This is a genomic window from Leisingera sp. SA215 (genome assembly GCF_055902035.1).
Genome location: NZ_JBVVXU010000010.1, coordinates 38,541 through 56,870, shown reverse-complemented (window position 1 = coordinate 56,870; position 18,330 = coordinate 38,541). Strand labels below are relative to the sequence as shown.

The 18,330-nt window shown below is 61.6% G+C and carries 17 protein-coding genes and 1 pseudogene; 11 read left to right on the top strand and 7 right to left on the bottom strand.

From position 1 onward, the window contains the following. Window positions 1-22 precede the first annotated feature (22 nt). Window positions 23-1,627: a response regulator gene (locus tag AC0KW6_RS12590; RefSeq protein ID WP_323775726.1), complete on the bottom strand. Its 1,605-nt coding sequence runs from the start codon at window positions 1,625-1,627 to the stop codon at window positions 23-25. 165 nt (window positions 1,628-1,792) lie between these two features. On the opposite strand from AC0KW6_RS12590, the gene AC0KW6_RS12585 reads away from it, so the two are divergent. From AC0KW6_RS12585 to AC0KW6_RS12575, 3 genes and pseudogenes are all read left to right on the top strand, one after another. After that, the gene (locus AC0KW6_RS12585; protein WP_323775725.1) at window positions 1,793-2,170 is read left to right on the top strand and encodes an SPW repeat protein; all 378 of its coding nucleotides are present in this window, start codon (window positions 1,793-1,795) and stop codon (window positions 2,168-2,170) included. A gap of 78 nt (window positions 2,171-2,248) precedes the next feature. Next, window positions 2,249-2,770 (top strand): annotated as a pseudogene (locus tag AC0KW6_RS12580) (universal stress protein). Between the two features lie 754 nt (window positions 2,771-3,524). Next, window positions 3,525-3,764, top strand: coding sequence for an EF-hand domain-containing protein (locus AC0KW6_RS12575; protein WP_323775722.1), 240 nt, complete (start codon window positions 3,525-3,527; stop codon window positions 3,762-3,764). 125 nt (window positions 3,765-3,889) lie between these two features. On the opposite strand, the gene AC0KW6_RS12570 is transcribed toward AC0KW6_RS12575, so the two are convergent. After that, complete coding sequence (locus AC0KW6_RS12570) at window positions 3,890-4,069, bottom strand: hypothetical protein (RefSeq protein WP_474035045.1); 180 nt, start codon at window positions 4,067-4,069, stop codon at window positions 3,890-3,892. Window positions 4,070-4,510: 441 nt separating this feature from the next. Between AC0KW6_RS12570 and AC0KW6_RS12565 the strand changes: the two genes are divergently transcribed. From AC0KW6_RS12565 to AC0KW6_RS12540, 6 genes are all read left to right on the top strand, one after another. Beyond that, complete coding sequence (locus tag AC0KW6_RS12565) at window positions 4,511-5,224, top strand: response regulator transcription factor (RefSeq protein WP_474035044.1); 714 nt, start codon at window positions 4,511-4,513, stop codon at window positions 5,222-5,224. Window positions 5,225-5,776: 552 nt separating this feature from the next. Then, window positions 5,777-7,072 carry a trypsin-like peptidase domain-containing protein gene (locus tag AC0KW6_RS12560; RefSeq protein ID WP_474035043.1) on the top strand — a complete coding sequence of 432 codons (1,296 nt, stop codon included), beginning with the start codon at window positions 5,777-5,779 and terminating at the stop codon, window positions 7,070-7,072. 193 nt (window positions 7,073-7,265) lie between these two features. Continuing rightward, entirely contained in the window at window positions 7,266-8,588 is a 1,323-nt protein-coding gene (locus tag AC0KW6_RS12555) for a KamA family radical SAM protein (RefSeq protein WP_474035042.1), read from the top strand. Next, a complete protein-coding gene (locus AC0KW6_RS12550; RefSeq protein WP_474035041.1) occupies window positions 8,582-9,592 on the top strand; it encodes a D-alanine--D-alanine ligase family protein in 1,011 nt (336 codons plus the stop codon). The genes AC0KW6_RS12555 and AC0KW6_RS12550 overlap by 7 nt, the downstream gene beginning before the upstream one ends. Next, window positions 9,589-10,596 (top strand): D-alanine--D-alanine ligase family protein, encoded by a 1,008-nt coding sequence (locus AC0KW6_RS12545; RefSeq protein ID WP_474035040.1) that lies wholly within the window; start codon window positions 9,589-9,591, stop codon window positions 10,594-10,596. Before AC0KW6_RS12550 ends, AC0KW6_RS12545 begins: the two co-directional genes overlap by 4 nt. Beyond that, on the top strand, window positions 10,571-12,823 hold the full coding sequence (locus tag AC0KW6_RS12540; protein ID WP_323775715.1) for a GNAT family N-acetyltransferase: 2,253 nt from the start codon (window positions 10,571-10,573) through the stop codon (window positions 12,821-12,823). The genes AC0KW6_RS12545 and AC0KW6_RS12540 overlap by 26 nt, the downstream gene beginning before the upstream one ends. A 357-nt stretch (window positions 12,824-13,180) precedes the next feature. Here the strand turns inward: AC0KW6_RS12540 and AC0KW6_RS12535 are convergent, their stop codons facing one another. The 5 genes from AC0KW6_RS12535 to AC0KW6_RS12515 all read right to left on the bottom strand — a co-directional run bounded on the left by AC0KW6_RS12535 (window position 13,181) and on the right by AC0KW6_RS12515 (window position 17,258). Next, entirely contained in the window at window positions 13,181-13,648 is a 468-nt protein-coding gene (locus AC0KW6_RS12535; protein WP_323775714.1) for a CBS domain-containing protein, read from the bottom strand. Window positions 13,649-13,712: 64 nt separating this feature from the next. Further along, a complete protein-coding gene (locus tag AC0KW6_RS12530; RefSeq protein WP_474035087.1) occupies window positions 13,713-13,967 on the bottom strand; it encodes an SPW repeat protein in 255 nt (84 codons plus the stop codon). A 126-nt stretch (window positions 13,968-14,093) separates the two neighbouring features. Next, window positions 14,094-14,342: an EF-hand domain-containing protein gene (locus AC0KW6_RS12525; protein ID WP_323775712.1), complete on the bottom strand. Its 249-nt coding sequence runs from the start codon at window positions 14,340-14,342 to the stop codon at window positions 14,094-14,096. 182 nt (window positions 14,343-14,524) lie between these two features. Beyond that, window positions 14,525-16,312, bottom strand: coding sequence for an SLC13 family permease (locus AC0KW6_RS12520; RefSeq protein WP_323775711.1), 1,788 nt, complete (start codon window positions 16,310-16,312; stop codon window positions 14,525-14,527). Between the two features lie 13 nt (window positions 16,313-16,325). Further along, window positions 16,326-17,258, bottom strand: coding sequence for a calcium/sodium antiporter (locus AC0KW6_RS12515; RefSeq protein WP_323775710.1), 933 nt, complete (start codon window positions 17,256-17,258; stop codon window positions 16,326-16,328). Between the two features lie 482 nt (window positions 17,259-17,740). Between AC0KW6_RS12515 and AC0KW6_RS12510 the strand changes: the two genes are divergently transcribed. Together AC0KW6_RS12510 and AC0KW6_RS12505 are read left to right on the top strand one after the other, a co-directional pair. Next, entirely contained in the window at window positions 17,741-17,989 is a 249-nt protein-coding gene (locus tag AC0KW6_RS12510; RefSeq protein ID WP_323775709.1) for a hypothetical protein, read from the top strand. Next, window positions 17,973-18,227, top strand: a complete 255-nt coding sequence (locus AC0KW6_RS12505; protein WP_323775708.1) for a hypothetical protein — start codon at window positions 17,973-17,975, stop codon at window positions 18,225-18,227. Before AC0KW6_RS12510 ends, AC0KW6_RS12505 begins: the two co-directional genes overlap by 17 nt. Window positions 18,228-18,330: the final 103 nt, after the last annotated feature.

The following is an 18,330-nucleotide window of genomic DNA, read 5'->3' as shown; positions in this document are numbered from 1 at the left end:
GCCAGGCTGTCCGGCCTGTGTCTTACCGGCCACCCTGTCCGGCTCCGGCCAGCGCCCGTTCAACTGCCCGGGCCAGAACCTGCAGCGAATAGGGTTTTGCAATCAGTTCAACGGGCGAGGTCAGCTGCCGCTGCCGCGATACCCCGCGCGAAGCATAGCCCGAGGTCAGCAGCACCGCGATGCCCGGATGGCGGCGGCGCAGCAGCAACGCCAGATCGTAACCCGACAGCCTGCCCGGCATCACCACATCCGAGAAAACCAGATCTACCGGCTCTCCCTGCTGCAGCAGCTCCAGCGCCGCCTCACCGTCGGCGGCTTCAATAACCGCATAACCCAGCACCTCGAGCCGCTGCAGAACCGCTTCCCGGACCAGCGGGTCATCCTCCACCACCAGGACAAGCTGGCCGTCGCCAAAAGGCACCTCTCCATCTTGATCCCCGCCCAGGCATTCCGCCGCCTCCGGCGCACGCGGCAGGTACAGGCTGACGGAAGTTCCCTCCCCCGGCGCAGTCTCCAGTTGCAAAAAGCCGCCCGCACGGGCCACCGTCATCCCAACGCTTGTCAGCCCCAGCCCGCTGCCGGAACCCGTGGGCTTGGTGGTGAAAAACGGTTCCAGTGCCTGCGCCGCGACACTGGCGGGCATCCCGCTGCCGGTGTCGCTGACAGAGATGCGCACAAACTCCCCAGGCGCGGCACCGGACATGCCGGCGACCTGCTCCGGCGTCAAGCAGACGTTCTCCGTGGCAATCGCGACCCCGCCGCCGTCCGCAACCGCATCGCGCGCATTGGCAATCAGATTGAGAATGGCCCCATCCAGCTCGCTTGGGTCGGCAGTCACCGGCCATGCATCGGCACAGGGATGGAAAGTCAGCCGGGTGTGTTCGCTTAGTAGCCTTTCCAGTATCTGCCAATTGCCGGTGATGTGCCTGTTAACGGCAATTACAACCGGCGCAGACCGGCCCACGCCCGCCAACGCCAGCAGCCGCTTATTGAAACCTGCCCCCATTTCAGCTGCCTCTGCCGCCCGCCGCAGCAGGCCGCGCGCATCTTCATCGCGGGTCTTGAACGCAGCCATTTCGAGATTCGCCAGGATAACCGTCAGCAGATTGTTGAAATCATGGGCAATCACACCGGCAAACCGACCGATGGTTTCCAGCCCCTGCCGCTTGGACAGCATTTCCTGCACCAGCCCTTCGCCGGACTGGTCCAGCATTGCGCCGCTCACCCGGCTAGGCTCTCGGCTGTCTCCCGATCCGGTGAAATGGACCTGCCCCAGGATCAGAACCGGCCTGGGGTTGCTGCCGCCGGAATGGACCTCCGCAATCAGGCGGCCACTGCTGCCCGGAGCGCTAGCGGCAGCCAGCGCTTCATCCATCGCCGCCCGGTCCGCTGACACAAGCCCGTCCATCCATGCGTCAAAGGAGGAACAGGCCTTGCCGGTTTTTGAGGTGAACATCCCCGGTACTCCCCCCGACAGCACTGTAATTCCCGCCTCGAAATCCACCAAGAACAGTCCAATCCCCGCAGCCTGGGCGGCCATTTCCAGCTGCCTGCCCTTTCCGGCCAGCCCCTCCGCTCGGGCAAACCCGTCTTCTTCACCGGATAGTGGCTGCTCCCGCTTGGCCATTATCTGTGCTCCGTCCTGTGCCCTTTCACCATACCACAGCGCGCCGGATCACTGACAGCTCCCGCGCTTCCAGAAGGATTGACGGCAATCAATGAAAAACCACGCCTTCATGGCAATCTGATCCCAGCGGCATCTGGCCGCGGTGCAAGAGATGAGGACGGACCAATGAAACGGCCAATAAGTAAGCGGCACTGGCAGGACTGGGCGACGCTGGCAGCGGGGATCTGGCTGATCCTCTCGCCGCAGGTGCTCGGCCTGGCGCAGACCTCACCGGAACCTGTGGCCGGCTTCCCGGCGGCAATCTGGAATTTCATAATCATCGGTGTCATTGTCGCGGGTCTTGCAGGCTTTGAGCTGTTCGCCTTCCGCGACTGGGAGGAATGGATTGGCGCTGCGCTCGGTACTTGGCTGATCGTCTCTCCCTGGGCCCTCGGCTTTAACGAAACCCTGCCGGCAACGGTGAATGCGGTCGCAAGCGGCCTCGTTATCGCCACGCTCAGCGGCTGGACTGCCATTGAAGTCTACCGGGGCGGCCACGCCTGACACTGCCATTCACCAGCCTGCAACGCCAAACAGCAGCTGGCTGGTGCCCCTTTTGCAGCGGCAGGAAGAGAATCTGCCATGACCCGGAAAATCCTTGTCGCAACCGATGGCTCTCAAGCTGCAGAGCGTGCGGTTAATGTTGCTGTCGGCCTCGCCGCAGGCCTGGAGGCTGAGCTGATTACCCTGCACGTCCTGCTGCACGGGCGGCGCGCAGAAGACTTGGTGCATCTGGCAAACGTCGAGCATATCGTGGACCATGTGGCCGGGCAGATGTCACTCGCCAATGCGCCTCGCAACATCGGCCAGTTGCTCCACGAGACCAGCCGTACCGGCGAAACCGCACAGGTTGCCGCCGCAATAGGCAGCCAGATCCAGAGATAGGCGGAGAAAGCCGCCCGCGCTGGCGGGGCCAGCTGAATCCGCAGCCGCACGCTGGCCGGGGATTTTACCGAAGAAATCCTGAATGCCGCCGAACTGGAAGGCTGCGGCATGATCGTGATCGGCAGGAACGGACTGGGGCAGGCACGGCGGTTTCTGCGTGACGGCGTCTCGGACTTCGTGCTGAGACATACAAAATGCACAGTAGTTCTTACCCGATAGAACCTTGGTCTTTCAGCCAGGTTAAGTGCACCAAAACCGGCGTGTTTTGCTGCGCCGTCGCCTGACCGGGGGCAAAAAACTTTCCGCGGCTCGGTGTCGGCAGTGTCGGCTAGTATGCCCGCCAGACGCGGCAATTTTTCCATGAGTATCGGGGCCTTACTTTCATCACGCGAGCAAACGCGGCCGCTACGGGTTCAACGCGAACTTGGAAACAACTTAATCCGCATCAGCCGGGCAATGGCGCGCAGCTTTGCCATCTCTGGCAGCCCCTGACTCCGCTACATTAATTCCTGGACGCAGCTGTGCTTAACTGAAAAATAGCGGGAGATTTCAGCACAGTTCAGCCCAAGATCAGCCTGCGCGCCCACCGATTTCTCCGGTTCCAGCTTTCCGCAAATGCCTTTCTGTCGGCCGGAGCCGCTCCCTGCCCAGCCCAGCTGATTGGTCCAGCGTGTGCTCTCAGGTGCAGTCTCTCTATTGTCACGAGCAGGATGCGGCGGCACTTTGTCTGGATGGGGCATCGCTCTGGTATTCTGCATGATCATCTTTGGATTCAGATAGAGAAACCGGGGCGGTATAACATTAACGGGCATCAACGGCGGCAGGCTCCTGCACAAACGGTTCCCTGTTTTCGCCTATGGACGCTGCCCCCGCGCGCCTCCCTTGATGGCTGTCAATGTGGGGCGCTCGTTAATGCCTATTCTGCAACAGCCGGTCCGTAAAAGTTACGCACCGTTTTGCAAAGGAGATTACCATGAAAGTTTACGTTTTTGCAGCGACAGCCTTCGCTTTGGCAGCAGGTTCTGCCTTTGCCGCGATGTCGGACATCGATACCGACGAAGACGGCATGGCAAGCTACAATGAACTGACGATGGCTTATCCCGATGTCACCGAAGACCAGTTTGCCGGGATGGATACCAATGAGGACGGCAGCCTCGATCAAGAAGAAATGGACGCCGCGACTGAAGCCGGAACTTTGGCTGCAGCCGAATAAGCCGCCAAAAACCTGCGGCCCTGTTGCACAGATTGCGCGACAGGGCCCCTGCTTTCCTGACCCTGCCTTTTGAGTGCAGCAAGGCCAGCACGATTGGCCGCACAAGAAAACCGGTGTTGCGCTAATCAAACGTCCTCTGAAATCATCAGCGCATAGTCGAAAACCGGCACGATAACACGCGAGACCAGACCGGCTTTCCCGTCTCCATTTCCGCGCATCCCTTTCAACCCGGCCGCGGTTTCCGGGCCGATAGCTTCCTCGCCGCAGACCGGAGAGACCAAGGCTGGGATATTTTCCACGACCATTAGTTCAGCCTCCCGCCAAAACGCTGTTCTGACCCGTTTTTTTCTCCAGCCGGCTTTGTGTGCATTGCCCGCAAAGCGGCAACACTCCACCTCCGCCCTACCAGGACGGAAGCTCGTCAACATTTGCAATACTTGTATTCATAACTTGTACTGTCCCATTTTGCCGTACAGCCAACCGGTTGGAATCCTGGACCTGTGCAGCTGCTTCAGTCTGCTGCCGGCTCAGGTACCGGATCCGGCGCAATGGCCTTGAATTCGGATACAGGCGGCAACGGCTTCCTGCATGATGGGCGGTATCGCTTTTACCGCAATGACCGCCGCCGACGGGCTCCGCGCCACTAGGCGCCTGCAACTCCGGCAACTATCGGGTGCAGGCCTCAGCAAACCTTCCCTCACAAGCAGGAAATGACTAAACTGAACCAGAACCCGATTTGTGTACCCATGGCTCAGATTTCTGTCCTTGTCGTTGATGACGAACCCGATGTGAGGAATACGCTGCGCACCGGGCTGGCCGCGCGAGGATGGACGGTTTTCGAGGCTTGGAACCGCAAAACGGTGTTTGCCGGCATCGGGGATCACAACATTGACATTGTCACCTTGGACCTGAAACTGGGCAGAGAAGACGGACTCAGCCTGGCGCGGGAACTGCGCCGTCTGCGCAATGTGCCAATCCTTATGATCTCCGGCAAAACTGAACCGTTTGACCGGGTCCAAGGACTGGAGAACGGCGCCGATGACTATGTGGTCAAACCGTTTCACATCCGAGAAGTCATCCTGAGAATTGAGACCATCCTTGAACGGTACCGGAAACCTTCGGCGACTGGCGGCAAGGTCATGCTGGGCCAGAGCGAACTAGACAAGAGCCGCAGGACCATACGCCACCCGGATACAACAACGGTTGAGCTGACCAGCATGGAATTGCAGCTTATGGAGTTGTTCCTGCGCTACCCGGGCCGGGTACTGAGCCGCGATGACATCTCAAATGTGCTGTACGGGCGTGACTGGGCACCCTTGGACCGGTCGATCGACGGCCACGTCGCACGGCTGCGGCGGAAGGTTGAAAAGGATGGCGAAGCCCCGGTCCTGATCCGCTCTGTCCGCGGGGTGGGTTATGTTTTCAGCAGCGAAGCCGACATTGATCCGCAGAAATGCTGAGTGTGCGGAGCCTCTTAAGAGCGTGGAGGTCGCCGCGGAATTGGCCGTCCGGAGCGGTTCTCCATCTAATTATCATCCGGCTTACACTTGGAAACACCACTAGCTTCTTGCTGCTACCCGTGGCGCTATGCCGTCTCCAAGGGGAAGCAGGAACTGACGACTGTCCTGTGCTGTGCCGTCAGAGGCCGTTTACCGCCGGAACCGCCATAAAACCGCCGGCGCGTGCCTGAATATTCTCACCTCCATCTTTTCTTTCCCGGAATACATCCCAATTGTCCATTTGTCTGCTCTGTGCTGCCGCATTGCGGGACCGCGGCACGCGTATACGGACCACTGGACAGACGGAAACTCTCACGCCGCAGTGTTCAATCCGTCCCGCATGTTTGGTCTATGCCAATTTCAAATTTCCGCACTGCTGTTCTGCTGGCTGCTACCGCTTGCCTGCTGCCCTCTTCTTCGCCGCTCCGGGCGCAGCCTGCATCGGCGCCATCCATGCTGGATGCAACCGGATCCTTCGCCCCTGTCGTTGCAACAGTGATGCCCGCAACCGTCATGATCAACACATACGGCAGCCATTCTGCCAGCGATGACGGAGCGTCCGGACCGCCCCCGCATCAGCCCGGCCTGTCCTATCCGGACATGACCAGTACCATGGCGAGCGGTTTCATCATCGACCCGGACGGGCTGATCGTGACCAATGCCCATGTCATTGCAAATGCAGATGCCATTAGCGTCCGTCTGCAGGACGGCCAGACGTTTGCCGGTACTCTGATCGGCATGGACGAGCACACAGATCTTGCGCTGCTGAAGATTACCGCCAGCCAGCCGTTGCCGGCCGTCAGCTGGGGCAATTCCAGCAGCCTGCAGCTTGGGCACAGGGTGGTGGTGCTGGGGAACCCGTTCGGCCTAGGGCTGTCGGCGACCGAAGGTATCATAGCCGGGCTGGGCCGGGACCTGCTGACCAGCCCCTATGACCGTTTCATCCAGATTGACGCCTCCGTTGTTAGCGGAGACTCCGGCGGTCCGCTTGTCGACACTGCCGGCCGCGTGGTTGGCGTGAACACCGCCATGCTTTCCTGGTGCGAAGGCTGCACTGGAATAGGATTTGCGGTGCCCGCCGACCTTGCAATGATTGTTACCGGACAATTGCTGCAACATGGCCGCGTGCCACGGGGCTATGTGGGCATCCAGACCCAGCCGCTGACGCCCGCGCTTGCTTCCCTTTCCGGTGCTGATGTGGCGGCCAGCCGGTTGACCGGCGAACTTCTCACCAGAATCGATCCTGGTTCGCCTGCGGAAGCCGCCGGGTTGCGACTGGGTGACATCGTGCTGGCTGTAAACCGCACCCCCATCAGTGCATCGCAAGGTCTGCTGGACCTGATCTCGCAATTGCCGGAGGACAGCATGGCAAAGCTATTGCTGTGGCGCAACGGCACCCGGATGGAACTGCCCATCAAGATCATCGGCGCTCCTGGCGATATGGCAGCGCCGGACACGTCCGGGGAGGCAGAGTTTTCCCTCTTTGACCTCGATCTTGCGGTGGTGCCAATTGACAATGAAACTCGCCGTGAGCTTGCGGTCCCCGCTGACGAGGAAGGCTGGCTGCTGGTCTGGACCGGTAGTGCAGACCTTCCCGGCAGCCTGGTCCCCGGCGATGTGATCACTCATCTGGACGGTCTGCCGCTACCCGATTTGGCAGCCTTCCATACCGCCGCTGCCCGCCTGAAATCGGGCCAAGGAGTGTCCGTCCTTGCGCGCGTCTGGCGCAACGGCTCCGCCGTATTCGTGCCGGTCTGGAACGCTCCGGTTGGACAAACTGAAAGAGACGGTATCACCAGGGATGAGTAAATTGTTATTCCTTGTCAGGACATTACCCTGGGTTGACCTCTGGCGCTCGCGATAAGCCGCCGCCAATTTTGCCCGCCGGCCCTGAAACCGCTTGAATTTCACCTGCGCCGGCCACAGGTATCTCTTGTCCCAGAGCTGCGACAGCAACGACGATTGGCGCGCGACGGCACTCTGGGCGCAGGGAAAACCTTGTATGGATCATACCCTTGCTTCAGGTTCCGGCGCTCAAGAAAGCCAGGAACCTCCGGAGACCACCGCGGACCGCGCAGATTTCCAATTGCCAAACCCGCCAAATGCACGCAGCAGCCAAGGGGCCAGCCGAACCCGCCGCACATACCCGCCCAAGTTTCCGGTTGGAGAAGCAACCAGGGCCTTCCGAAAGGTTTTCTTTCCTGCGGTCTCTGCCGTCGAGTGGAACGACTGGCGCTGGCAGATGCGCAACCGAATACGCAGCCAGGAGGCACTCAGCCGTATTTTCGAGCTGAGCGAGGAGGAACAGGCGGCTCTGGATCGGCATCAGGGCGGGCTGCCTGTCGGCATCACGCCCTATTACGCCAGCCTCATGGGGCTCGATGACCCCGCTGAGCCGCTACGGCGCACCCATATCCCGGTCGGACAGGAATATCTGCGCACGCCAGGTGAAGCGGACGACCCGCTGGGGGAGGATCACGACACTTCGGTGCCAGGGCTTGTCCACCGCTATCCGGACCGGGTGCTGTTTCTGACCACCGGCACCTGCTCAACCTACTGCCGCTATTGCACCCGGTCGCGGATGGTGGGCCAGTCGGGCGGCGAGTACCAGTTTTCGGTGCGCCAATGGGACCGGGCGCTTGAGTATATCGCCGCGCATCGCGAGGTCCGAGACGTGCTGCTGTCGGGCGGCGACCCGCTGACCATTTCTGACGACAAGCTGGGTTATCTGCTGGGTCGCCTGCGTGCGATCCCCCATGTGGAATTTATCCGGCTGGGCACCAAGGTGCCGATCGTGCTGCCAATGCGGATATCCCGCGATCTGGTGCGTGTTCTGAAACGGCACCATCCGCTGTGGATGTCGATCCATGTCACCCATCCCAGCGAGCTGACGCCGGAAGCCACCGAGGCCTGCCGGAGGCTGGCGGATGCGGGCATCCCGCTCGGTTCGCAGACTGTGCTGCTGAAGGGGGTCAACGACAGCGTGGATATCCTGAAGCCGATGTACCACGGGCTGCTAATGCGGCGGATCAAACCCTATTATCTTTATCAGTGCGACCCGATCACCGGCTCGGCCCATTTCCGCACCCCGGTCTCGAAGGGGCTGGAAATCATCGAGGGTCTGCGCGGCCACACCACCGGCTATGCTGTGCCTCAATTTGTCATCGATGCCCCCGGCGGCGGCGGCAAGATCCCGCTGCAGCCAAATTATGTGGCCGGGCGCGACGGCAGCGATCTGATCCTGCGCAATTTCGAAAACAGCCTATACCGATACCCTGACCCGTGCGGCAGCCCGGGCACAGAAAAGGGGCGCCGGCCATGCTGATCGGCCTGACATACGACCTGCGCGACGACCACCAGGGCTCCGGCCTCAGCAATGAGGCGATGGCCGAGTTCGACAGCCCGGAAACCATTTCTGCCATCGAAACCGTGCTGCGATCGCTGGGCCACCAGACCCAGCGGATCGGCCATGTCCGCAGTTTGGCGCAGCGGCTGGTTGCCGGGGACCGCTGGGACCTTGTCTTCAACATCGCCGAGGGCCTGCACGGCCGCGCGCGCGAGGCACAGGTTCCAGCCCTCTTGGAGGCATTCGGCATCGCCTATACTTTCTCTGATCCACTGACCCAAGCCTTAGGCCTGGACAAGGCCATGGCAAAGCGGATCGTGCGCGACGCGGGCATCCCGACCGCGCCCTTTGCGGTGCTCGAAGCCTCAGCGGACGACTGCAGCTTGTGTCTTCGCTTTCCGGTCTTCCTGAAGCCCTTGGCCGAGGGCACCGGAAAAGGCTGTGAGCACGCCTCCAAAGCGGCAGATAGACAGCAGGCGAGTGCCGTTGCCCACTCCCTGCGCCAGCGGTTCCGCCAACCGGTCCTGGCCGAATGTTTCTTGCCAGGCCGGGAGTTCACGGTCGGGTTGCTGGGCAACGGGACAGAGGCCCGCGTCATCGCGGTGATGGAAATCCTGCTGCTCGAAACAGCCGAAGCTGAAATATACAGCTTCCAGAACAAGGAACAGTGGGAAAGCCGCGTCAGCTACCGCCTCGCGAACGACGCAGAGGCCAGTGCAGCAGGCACGGCGGCACTTGCGGCATACCAAGCGCTTGGCTGCCGCGACGCCGCGCGTATCGACCTGCGCTCCGACGCCATGGGACAGCCGCATTTCCTGGAGGTGAATACACTGCCCGGCTTGCACCCCAGCCATTCCGATCTACCGATCCTGTCGGCAAAGGCAGGCCTGGATTACAGCAATCTGATTGCGGAAATCACTTCGGCTGCCATCCGCCGTTTCGGCCTGGAGGAGAGCACGGTGAACCTGCGCAACGCGCTATGAAACCCTTGAACATTGCCGTCCTGCATGGGGCAAACGGAGACAGCCCGGATGAACGGGATACCCGCGATACTTCCAAGGCAATCTGCAGGGCGCTGAAACGGCAGGGGCACAGAGCTTGGCTGGCCCATGTAAAGGGCCCCTTGCTGACCCTGCCCTGGGTTTCAGAAGACCGGCCCGGCCTTGTCTTCAATATGGTGGAGGCCATTGACAGCGACATGACACGGGCAGCGGAAGTTCCCCTGCTGCTAGAGCGCCTTGGCATTCCGTTCACCGGTTGTGGCGCCACCGCGCAGTCGGCAACCCTCAGCAAGACCGGCCAGAAACGCCTGATGGCCCTGAACGGGCTGCCAACGCCGGCCTGGTCGCAGTCCGGAGCCGGCCTTGCTGGCCACCAGCAGGTGATCGTCAAATCTGTGTCCGAACATGCCTCGCTGGGTATTGATGCCCAGTCGGTGGTGCCTGGGGGGCAGGCGGCAGGGGAAATCACGCGGCGGGAAGCCCGATTTGGCGGCGCCTTCTTTGCGGAAGCCTACATCCGCGGGCGGGAATTCAACCTGTCTCTGCTTGAGACCGCTGAAGGGGTGCAGGTCCTGCCGCCAGCGGAAATCCTGTTCGAGGAATTCCCCGATGATGTTCCGCGCATCGTAGACTACGCCGCCAAATGGGACGAAACATCCCACAGCTATCACCACACGCCCAGGCGGTTCGATTTCCCGGCCCGCGACAACGCTTTGCTGAACCGGCTTGAAGCATTAGCGAGGCGTGCCTGGCATGTCTTCGGGATCAAGGGTTATGCGCGAGTGGATTTCCGCGTAGATGATGCCAGCCAGCCCTGGGTTCTGGAAGTGAACACAAACCCCTGCCTTGCTCCGGACGCCGGTTTTGCCGCTGCCGCAGAACAGGCCAGGGTCAGTTTCGACACATTGATCGCGCATCTCGCGGAGATTGCGCTCACCGCACCGGACAAGGATTCGCACCATGTTCCGCATCCGCAAGATAGCTGATGCCCACGCCCCCGCCAGCCGGGCAGTCATAGAAAAAGTCCTGACCATCCTGCGCGCCCAGTTTCCTGGAAAGCGTGCCGCCGACATCGACACGCTTCCAGACCATCTTAGCAACCCTTTCGCCAAACGCTTCCTGCCATCATTGTTCGTGGCCGAGAACGGACGTGGAGAGGTGCGTGGCACCGCCCTGATGCTATTTGATCCTGAGCTGTCTTTTGCCTTTCTCGATATCCTTGCCACAACACCAGGCGAGGCGCCCGGCTCAGGCGTTGGCGGCGCGCTGTACCAGCGGCTGCGTCACGAAGCCCTTTCAATGGACTCTGAGGGACTGTATTTCGAATGCCTGCCCGACAACACAGCCTCTCTCCAGGACCGGGAGACAGCGGCCCAGAACGCAGCGCGGCTGAAGTTCTACGAACGCTACGGCGCCCGCCCGATAACCGGCACCGGCTATGAGCTGCCACTATCCGCAGAAGATACCGACATGCCGCATCTCGTCTTTGACGGACTCGGCCAATTCGAGCTGCCGCACGCAAAGCGGCTGAAAGAGATTTTCTGCGCCATTCTGGAACGGAAATACGCAGAACTTTGCCCGCCGGAATATGTCCGGCGGGTCACCGCGTCCGTTGTTCAAGGCCGTTACAGGCTGCGGGCGCCGCGTTACACCACCCGTTCCGTAACACTGCCGCCGCCGACCGGTTTGCAGTTGCCGATGGTCATCAACGACCGGCACGACATCCACCACGTCCCTGCCCGAGGCTATGTCGAAAGTCCGGTGCGGATCTCCGCCATTACCGAGGCGCTGGAGGCCACCGGGCTGTTCGCGCGCTTGCCGCCGCGGCGTTTCCCGGATCGCTGGATCAAAGCTGTGCATGATGCAAAACTGGTGGACTATCTGCGCAGCGCCTGCGCCGAAGCGCCGGCAAAAGGCGCGGTCTACCCCTATGTCTTTCCGGTCCGCAATCCGGACCGCCGCCCCCGCGAGCGCTCGGTGCTGGCGGGATACTGGTGCATCGACACCTTCACGCCAATCAACCGCAACGCCTGGCCCGCGGCCCGCCGCGCGGTGGATTGCACGCTCACCGCGGCCGAGGAAGTACTTAACGGCGCCGCTGCCGCCTATGCACTGGTCCGCCCGCCCGGCCATCACGCCGAACGCAAGACTTTCGGCGGCTTCTGTTACCTGTCAAATGCAGCCATTGCCGCAAATTTTCTGGCCCGGCACGGCAGGGTCGCAATGCTCGACATCGACTATCACCATGGCAACGGTCAACAGGACATATTTTATGACCGCGCCGATGTGCTAACAGTTTCCATCCACGGCGATCCCAGCTTTGCCTACCCCTATTTCACTGGTTTCCGGGATGAAACAGGTCAGGGCTCCGGCGCGGGATACAACCTCAACATCCCTCTGGCCGAACAAGCATCACCCGAAGACTACCACTCCGCCCTGAACAGGGCACTCTTCCGTGTTGCGGAGCATGATCCCTGTTTTCTGGTTCTCTGCCTTGGCTTCGACACCGGCCGCGGCGACCCGACCGGCACTTGGAAACTCCGGCCCTGTGATTTCCATCGTGCCGGCGTCAGCATCGGCCGGCAGCCCCGCCCCATCCTCGTGGTGCAGGAAGGCGGCTATCTGGTGCGCACCCTCGGCGAAACCGCTGCGGCGTTTTTCAAAGGACTGGCTGAAGGGATTGCGCAGCACCCAAAGCCTGCAGTGCCGCCACCCCTTGCCCCGACGCCAAAACGCCGCTGGCGCAAAACTCTGAGGGCAGGTGACGCAGACCGGATCAAGCGTCTGGTTGCTGAAACCGGCAAGTTCTCCGGCGAAGAGATCGTAATTGCAGGCGAGCTGGCGCAGGAACGGATGGCCAGCGGCGCGGCCTCAGGCTACCATTTCCTCCTCGCCGAACAGGGTGCCGAGCTGAGTGGCTATGCTTGCTACGGCCCGGTGCCGGGCAGCGAACACAGCTGGGATCTCTATTGGATTGCCGTAGACCCCGCCCACCAAGGGAACGGTTTGGGCAGACTGCTGATGAAACGGGCCGAAGCGGAAATCCGGCAGGCAAACGGCCGCAAGGTCTACATCGACACATCTAGCGGCCCGCCTTATGCGGCGGCCAGGCGGTTCTACGAGCAGATAGGCTATTCCCTGTGCGCTGAGTTCCCGGACTTCTACCGCGACGGAGATGGAAAGGCCGTCTACGAAAAGAACCTGGGGAACTGATCCTCCCCGGCAATTATCCGCGGTAATGGCCGCCGTTGTAGCGGCCAGGTGCTGCACCGCCGCTGTCCATCTCATCGCAGCCAGTATCGCAATCCGGTAGATGGTGCCGCCGTGGTCCCGGCTCCCGCTGCAACGTTTCCGCAGGTTCCCAACCGTCCTCCACCGCGGCTTCCGGGCGTGGCTCTGGCCTAACCCCGGACCGCGATGGCGGGCGCGATACAAGCTGCGGGATGAAGCGCAGAAGCTTCTCCGTCAGTTCCAATGCCGCTTGTTTGGCGGCTGCCAATTTGGGGTGTCCGGCCAGGACCATTTTGGTTGTCCTCAGTTGCACCATGCAGGGCGCGGTTTCTGTACAGTTCAGGATTGCCGCCGCGGGTTTGTCTTGCCGCGCCAGGGCGCCCCGGCGACATACTCGCGCAGCTCCTCGGCCTCCTGTTCCACCGTCAGCAGCCGGTAGCGGGTTACATCCAGAATGCCGACCACTGCAACCGGCACCCCGTCCTCTGTTACCGGAATATGGCGCACGTTGTGCTTTGACATCAGCCATTCCAAGCGCTGCACAGGCTGATGGGCGTCGCAGGAGATGACCGGGTGTGTCATGATATTTTGCACACGAAGATTTCCAGGCAGCTTCTTATTCGCCTCGAGATAACGAACGATGTCGCTGCCGGTCAGAATACCTGCCATTGATCGCTTGTCAGGTGATACCAGCAACGCGGATGTGCCGTCCTGTGCCAGAAGGGCAAGGGCCACGTCCACTGGTGAGACTGGAGCGATCCATTCGATATCTGTTTCCAGCTCTTCGAACAGCCTGCGGATTGTCATGGCATTGCTTCCTTTTTTCAAGCCGACCTCAGAGAAATTGCATGACCAAGGCGGTCAGGTCCGTTCAGGCCTTGCTGTCAGGCCAATGCAGGTAGAGTTCGCAAGAGGCGCCCAAAACCAGAATGGCCCCCGATGCCACCGCATTCCAAACAGCTGCGGGAGTGCCTTTGAAGCCAGCCAGTTCCGGCGATACGAACAGCAGCACACCAAGCAAAAATACTGTGTTCGCCTCCAGCAGCTCATGCCTATTCCGGTCAATGCCGGCAATGGCAAGTGCCGCCAGCCCGGCGGCCATTAAGGTGACAGTGTCACCGGACAGCCGACCGCCTGCCTGCGGCAGCCCGCCAAACAGCAGTAAGAGGATAGTATCAGCCAGAACCCAAGGACCGCATACCCCCAGCGGAACATGTCATGGAAACGCATCGGACGCACTCCGCCCCAGTGGTTACAAGTCGATCACCGGGTCCTCCAGAACCCCGGCGGAAACCGCATCCGCCATTTCCTCATCGTCCAGAAACCCGTCGCCATTAGTGTCGATTTCGGCGAACAGTTCCCCGGTTACACCGGAGTAGACGGCCTGCAATTCTGTGAGGGACGCTTTTCCATCGCCATCGACATCAATCCCGGCGCTCATTGCGTTAGCCGGGAGCGCCGCCAAGGCCGCGAGAAGAGCGCCATAAGCTGCTCTGCTCATCTGCTTCTCCATCAGAGAGACAGCGGTCCACATTGGACCGCCTACCTTTGAGATGGGTACGGACTGACGCAAAGGCAAGTGCTCCGTGAAAATAACTACCTTATTAAAAACATGATCTTACAAATCTCCCCTCTTCCTTTCTGCCCCTGCCATACGCGGCGGGGCTCAGGCGCGCGCGCCACTCAGTTCAGCGGCCAGAGCAGCGGGATCAAAAGGACGGTAACAGTTCCTGTGACAATGTTCATCGGGACCCCGATCCGCAGAAAATCTATGAACTTGTAGCCGCCCGCCCCATAGACCAAAGTGTTGGTCTGGTACCCGAACGGAGTGGCAAAACTGGCCGACGCTGCAAACATCACAGACACTGCAAAAGGGCGCGGATCCACCCCTAAGCTGACCGCGACCCCTACCACCAGCGGGGTCATGATTACTGCAACCGCGCTGTTGGTCAGAACTTCAGTCAGGACAGCCGTGGCGGTAAACATGATCGCCAAGGCGGCCCAGGGGCTTACCATCGCCAGCAAGGGGGTCAGAGAACCGACAATCAGATTTATCGACCCGCTCCTGTCCAGCGCACGGCCAAGCACCAGCATCGACACGATCAGGATCAGCAGGCGCCCGTCCACCGCCGCAAATGCTTCGTCAGGCTCGATGCATCCCGTCAGCAAAACCAGCGCTGCGCCAATCAGCGCCAGGGCCAGTATCGGTGCCGCATCAAGACCCGCCAACACCACCACACCTAGCAGGATCGCCGCGGCCAGAGGCGCCTTGCGGTGCCGGAAGGCGCGGGCCTGCCTCTCCCCAAGCGGCACTAGGTTCTGCTCCCGCACCAGCCGCTGAATATCCGCAGGCGCCCCCTCGACCAGCAGCGTATCTCCTGCCCTCAGCGCTGTATTTTCCAGCCGCTCCCTTACAGAGGCCCCCCTGCGGTGCAGCGCCAGCGGGTAAACCCCGAACCGCCGCCGCCAGCGCAGACCGCCCAGTGTCCGCCCAGCCGCTCTAGATCCCGGTCCGACCAGCAACTCGGCGGTCTGCGACAAGCGTGTGCGGCCGCTTTCCAGGTCCGGAATCTCTGCTCCCCGCGCAATGCCTTCGCTGAAAGCACGAAGCTCGCTGTCGCGAGCCTTCAACACCACGATATCGCCCGCTTCCAACCGCACTGCCGCCAGATCCCGGCGCAGCGAGGCATCTCCGCGCACGACGTCGGCTACCCGGCCGCCGCCCCTCGTCAGTTCCGGCGCCGCCAGAGGCGGCATGCCGATAAGGGGAGAGCCTTCCGGGATAAAAACATCCAACAGCCAGCTCTTTGCCCCCCGCACCGCCGTCAGGCTCGACACCGTTTCGCGGCCTGGCAGCAGATGCCTCCCTGCAAGAGCAAGGAACCCGCCCCCCGCCACCGACACCGCCAGGCCCAGCGGTGCAATTTCGAACAGCCCGAACGGCGCCAGCCCAAGGCCTCGCGAGATACCATCCACCAACAGATTGGTGGAGGTTCCGATCATCGTGATCGTACCGCCCAGGATCACCGAATAGGACAGCGGGATCAGCAGCTTTGACGGGATTGTCCCGGCATCCCGGGCGAGGCCGATGGCGACCGGAATCAGCACCATGGCCACCGGCGTATTGTTTAGAACCGCAGATGCCGCCGCCGCCGCGGTAAAGAAGGCGCCAAGAGCAAGGACAGCATGGCGCCTCGCCAGCCGCGCCATGATCCCTGTCAGCAGCTCCAGAACACCGGTCCGTACCAACGCCGCGCTGAGAATGAACATCACGCCAATTGTTGCCGGGGCCGGGTTGGCCAGCGCCGCCAGCACATCCTCTGTGGTCACCAGCCCCAGCGGCAGTGCGGTGCATGCGCCGACAAAAGCTACCATATCCGCTGGCCGCCGCTCGCTGGCAAATGCCGCAAAGACCGCCGCTGTCAGGGCCAGCGACAGCGCCGGGGCATAACTGCCCGGATCTATGAACATCGCCGTTCTCCAGTCACCCCTGCGCACTCCAGACATAGACCGCAAATCCCGCAATCAGGCACAGACCGCCCCTCCGGCCCAAGCGCTGCCCGCGCAGCAGGACCAGCATCAGCAGGATGGAGGCCGCCGCCATCACCGGCAGGTCGAACACCAAAAACCGCCGGTCAACAGGGACCGGCATTATGACAGCGGTCAGCCCTAGGATGCCCAGCACGTTGAAGATATTCGAGCCAACGATGTTGCCCAACGCAATGTCCGGCTGCCGCCGGTATGCGGCCACAATCGAGGCCGCCAGTTCTGGCAGCGAGGTACCCACGGCGACTACGGTAAGGCCGATATAGGCCTCCGGCAACCCTAAGCCCTGAGCAATCACCACTGCTCCGTCGACCAGCAGCCGAGCCCCCGGCACCATCAGCGCCAGCCCCGCCGCCGCCCAGAGCAGCGGCCACCTCACATCCCCAGTTGCCTCCGCCCCGGTTCCAGCGTCTCCAGCCCCATCGCGTGCGCTCCGGTACGCCCAGACGAGGTAACCCGCCAGCCCCGCGCACTGGGCCGCACCTGCTGCCCGGCCCACCATTCCCTGCGAAAAGGGAAGAAACAGCAACAGCGCCGCCGCGGTCATAACCACCGTATCCCGCACCGGCGCAGCTTGCGCCAGACCGATGGGCCGGACCAGCGCCGCCAGTCCGATAATCAGCAGGATGTTGCTGATGTTGGAGCCAACCACATTGCCGATCGCTATCTCCGGCAGGCCCTTCAAAGCCGCGTCCAGGGACACCAGAAGCTCCGGCATCGAGGTGCCAAACCCCACGACCGTCAGACCAATGAGGAATGGCGGCAGCCCCAGCTTCGCGGCAAGGGCAGCCGACCCGCGCACCAGCAACTCGCCGCCGATGAACAGACCGCCCAGACCGGCGGCAAAACCGGCAAAATCCATCGGTGTCATGATCTTGCACTTTGCAGGACATGCCGCCCGCCGCAACCCTGACGGGTCCGGCGGCAACCCGCCGGTGCTGGCAATCGCAAAACAGCATCCATTTCATATTTCCTGAACAGCCGACCCGAGCCAAGTGCAAGCCTGAACCGGCGCCGGTAAGGTACAGCGCATCCGTGCCGGACCACCTCAGCACATGGGGTTCGGATGGAGTGGGCGCAAGAGGCCCATCACCATACTCGAAAGGAATGAAGGCCTGTTCAGGGGAATATCTTCGCCCCGAACCTGGGGCAACTGGAGTTTGCCAAGCAGCTCGTCAGCGTTTGCCAGGCCTGCCCCAATCCTGTCGTTGCATCGCCGCGGATTGTTCCGGGCCTCAGGTTTTAATCGCCAGGCTGCATCTCGGCCGCCGGACAGGATTCCTGCCTGCAAGTATTTGATTAGTCAGGTCGGCGACTGTCCGGTGCATTTCGGCATCAAGGTGCCCGCTTCGCATGACCGCGGGCAGTGATTTCACGGGCTCATGGGGAGAACTGGTCGACGAACCGAGCATACCCCCTCTGAAACACAAGAAGGGGCTGAATGCCGAAAGGACGTCTGGCTTCACCGGCATGGCCAAGGCGCTGGACGAACAGCGCCGCGCTGGCGCCAAGTTCGAAAACCTTGACTCCGTGGAACGGCTCAACCTTCTGGTCGACCGGGAAGCCGCCGAGCGCGAGGCCAGGCATGGAAGAATCCATTGAGGCGCTGGTGGAGCGGATCGTGCTGACGCCTGCGGCGGCGGGCACTGGCCTGGATCTGACGCTAGAGGGCGATCTGGCGGGGCTTTTGCGTCTGTGCACGGGCAGCGCGGGCCCTAACGCAGAAAAGGCTTCGGGCGGGATGCCAGAAGCCTTTGATAGAACGAAGGAAATTTCGTTATCTGCGGGAGCAGGCAACCGCCGCAACCTACCTACCCCCCGAAATCATGTAAACGTATGATAGCGCACAGCTAACGGCAACTTTGCGCAAAATCGCGGGGATTGAAAAGAGAGGTGGTCCTGGTTTTTTCGACCAGTTTTCCGCCGGTTAAAGCTAAAGCATG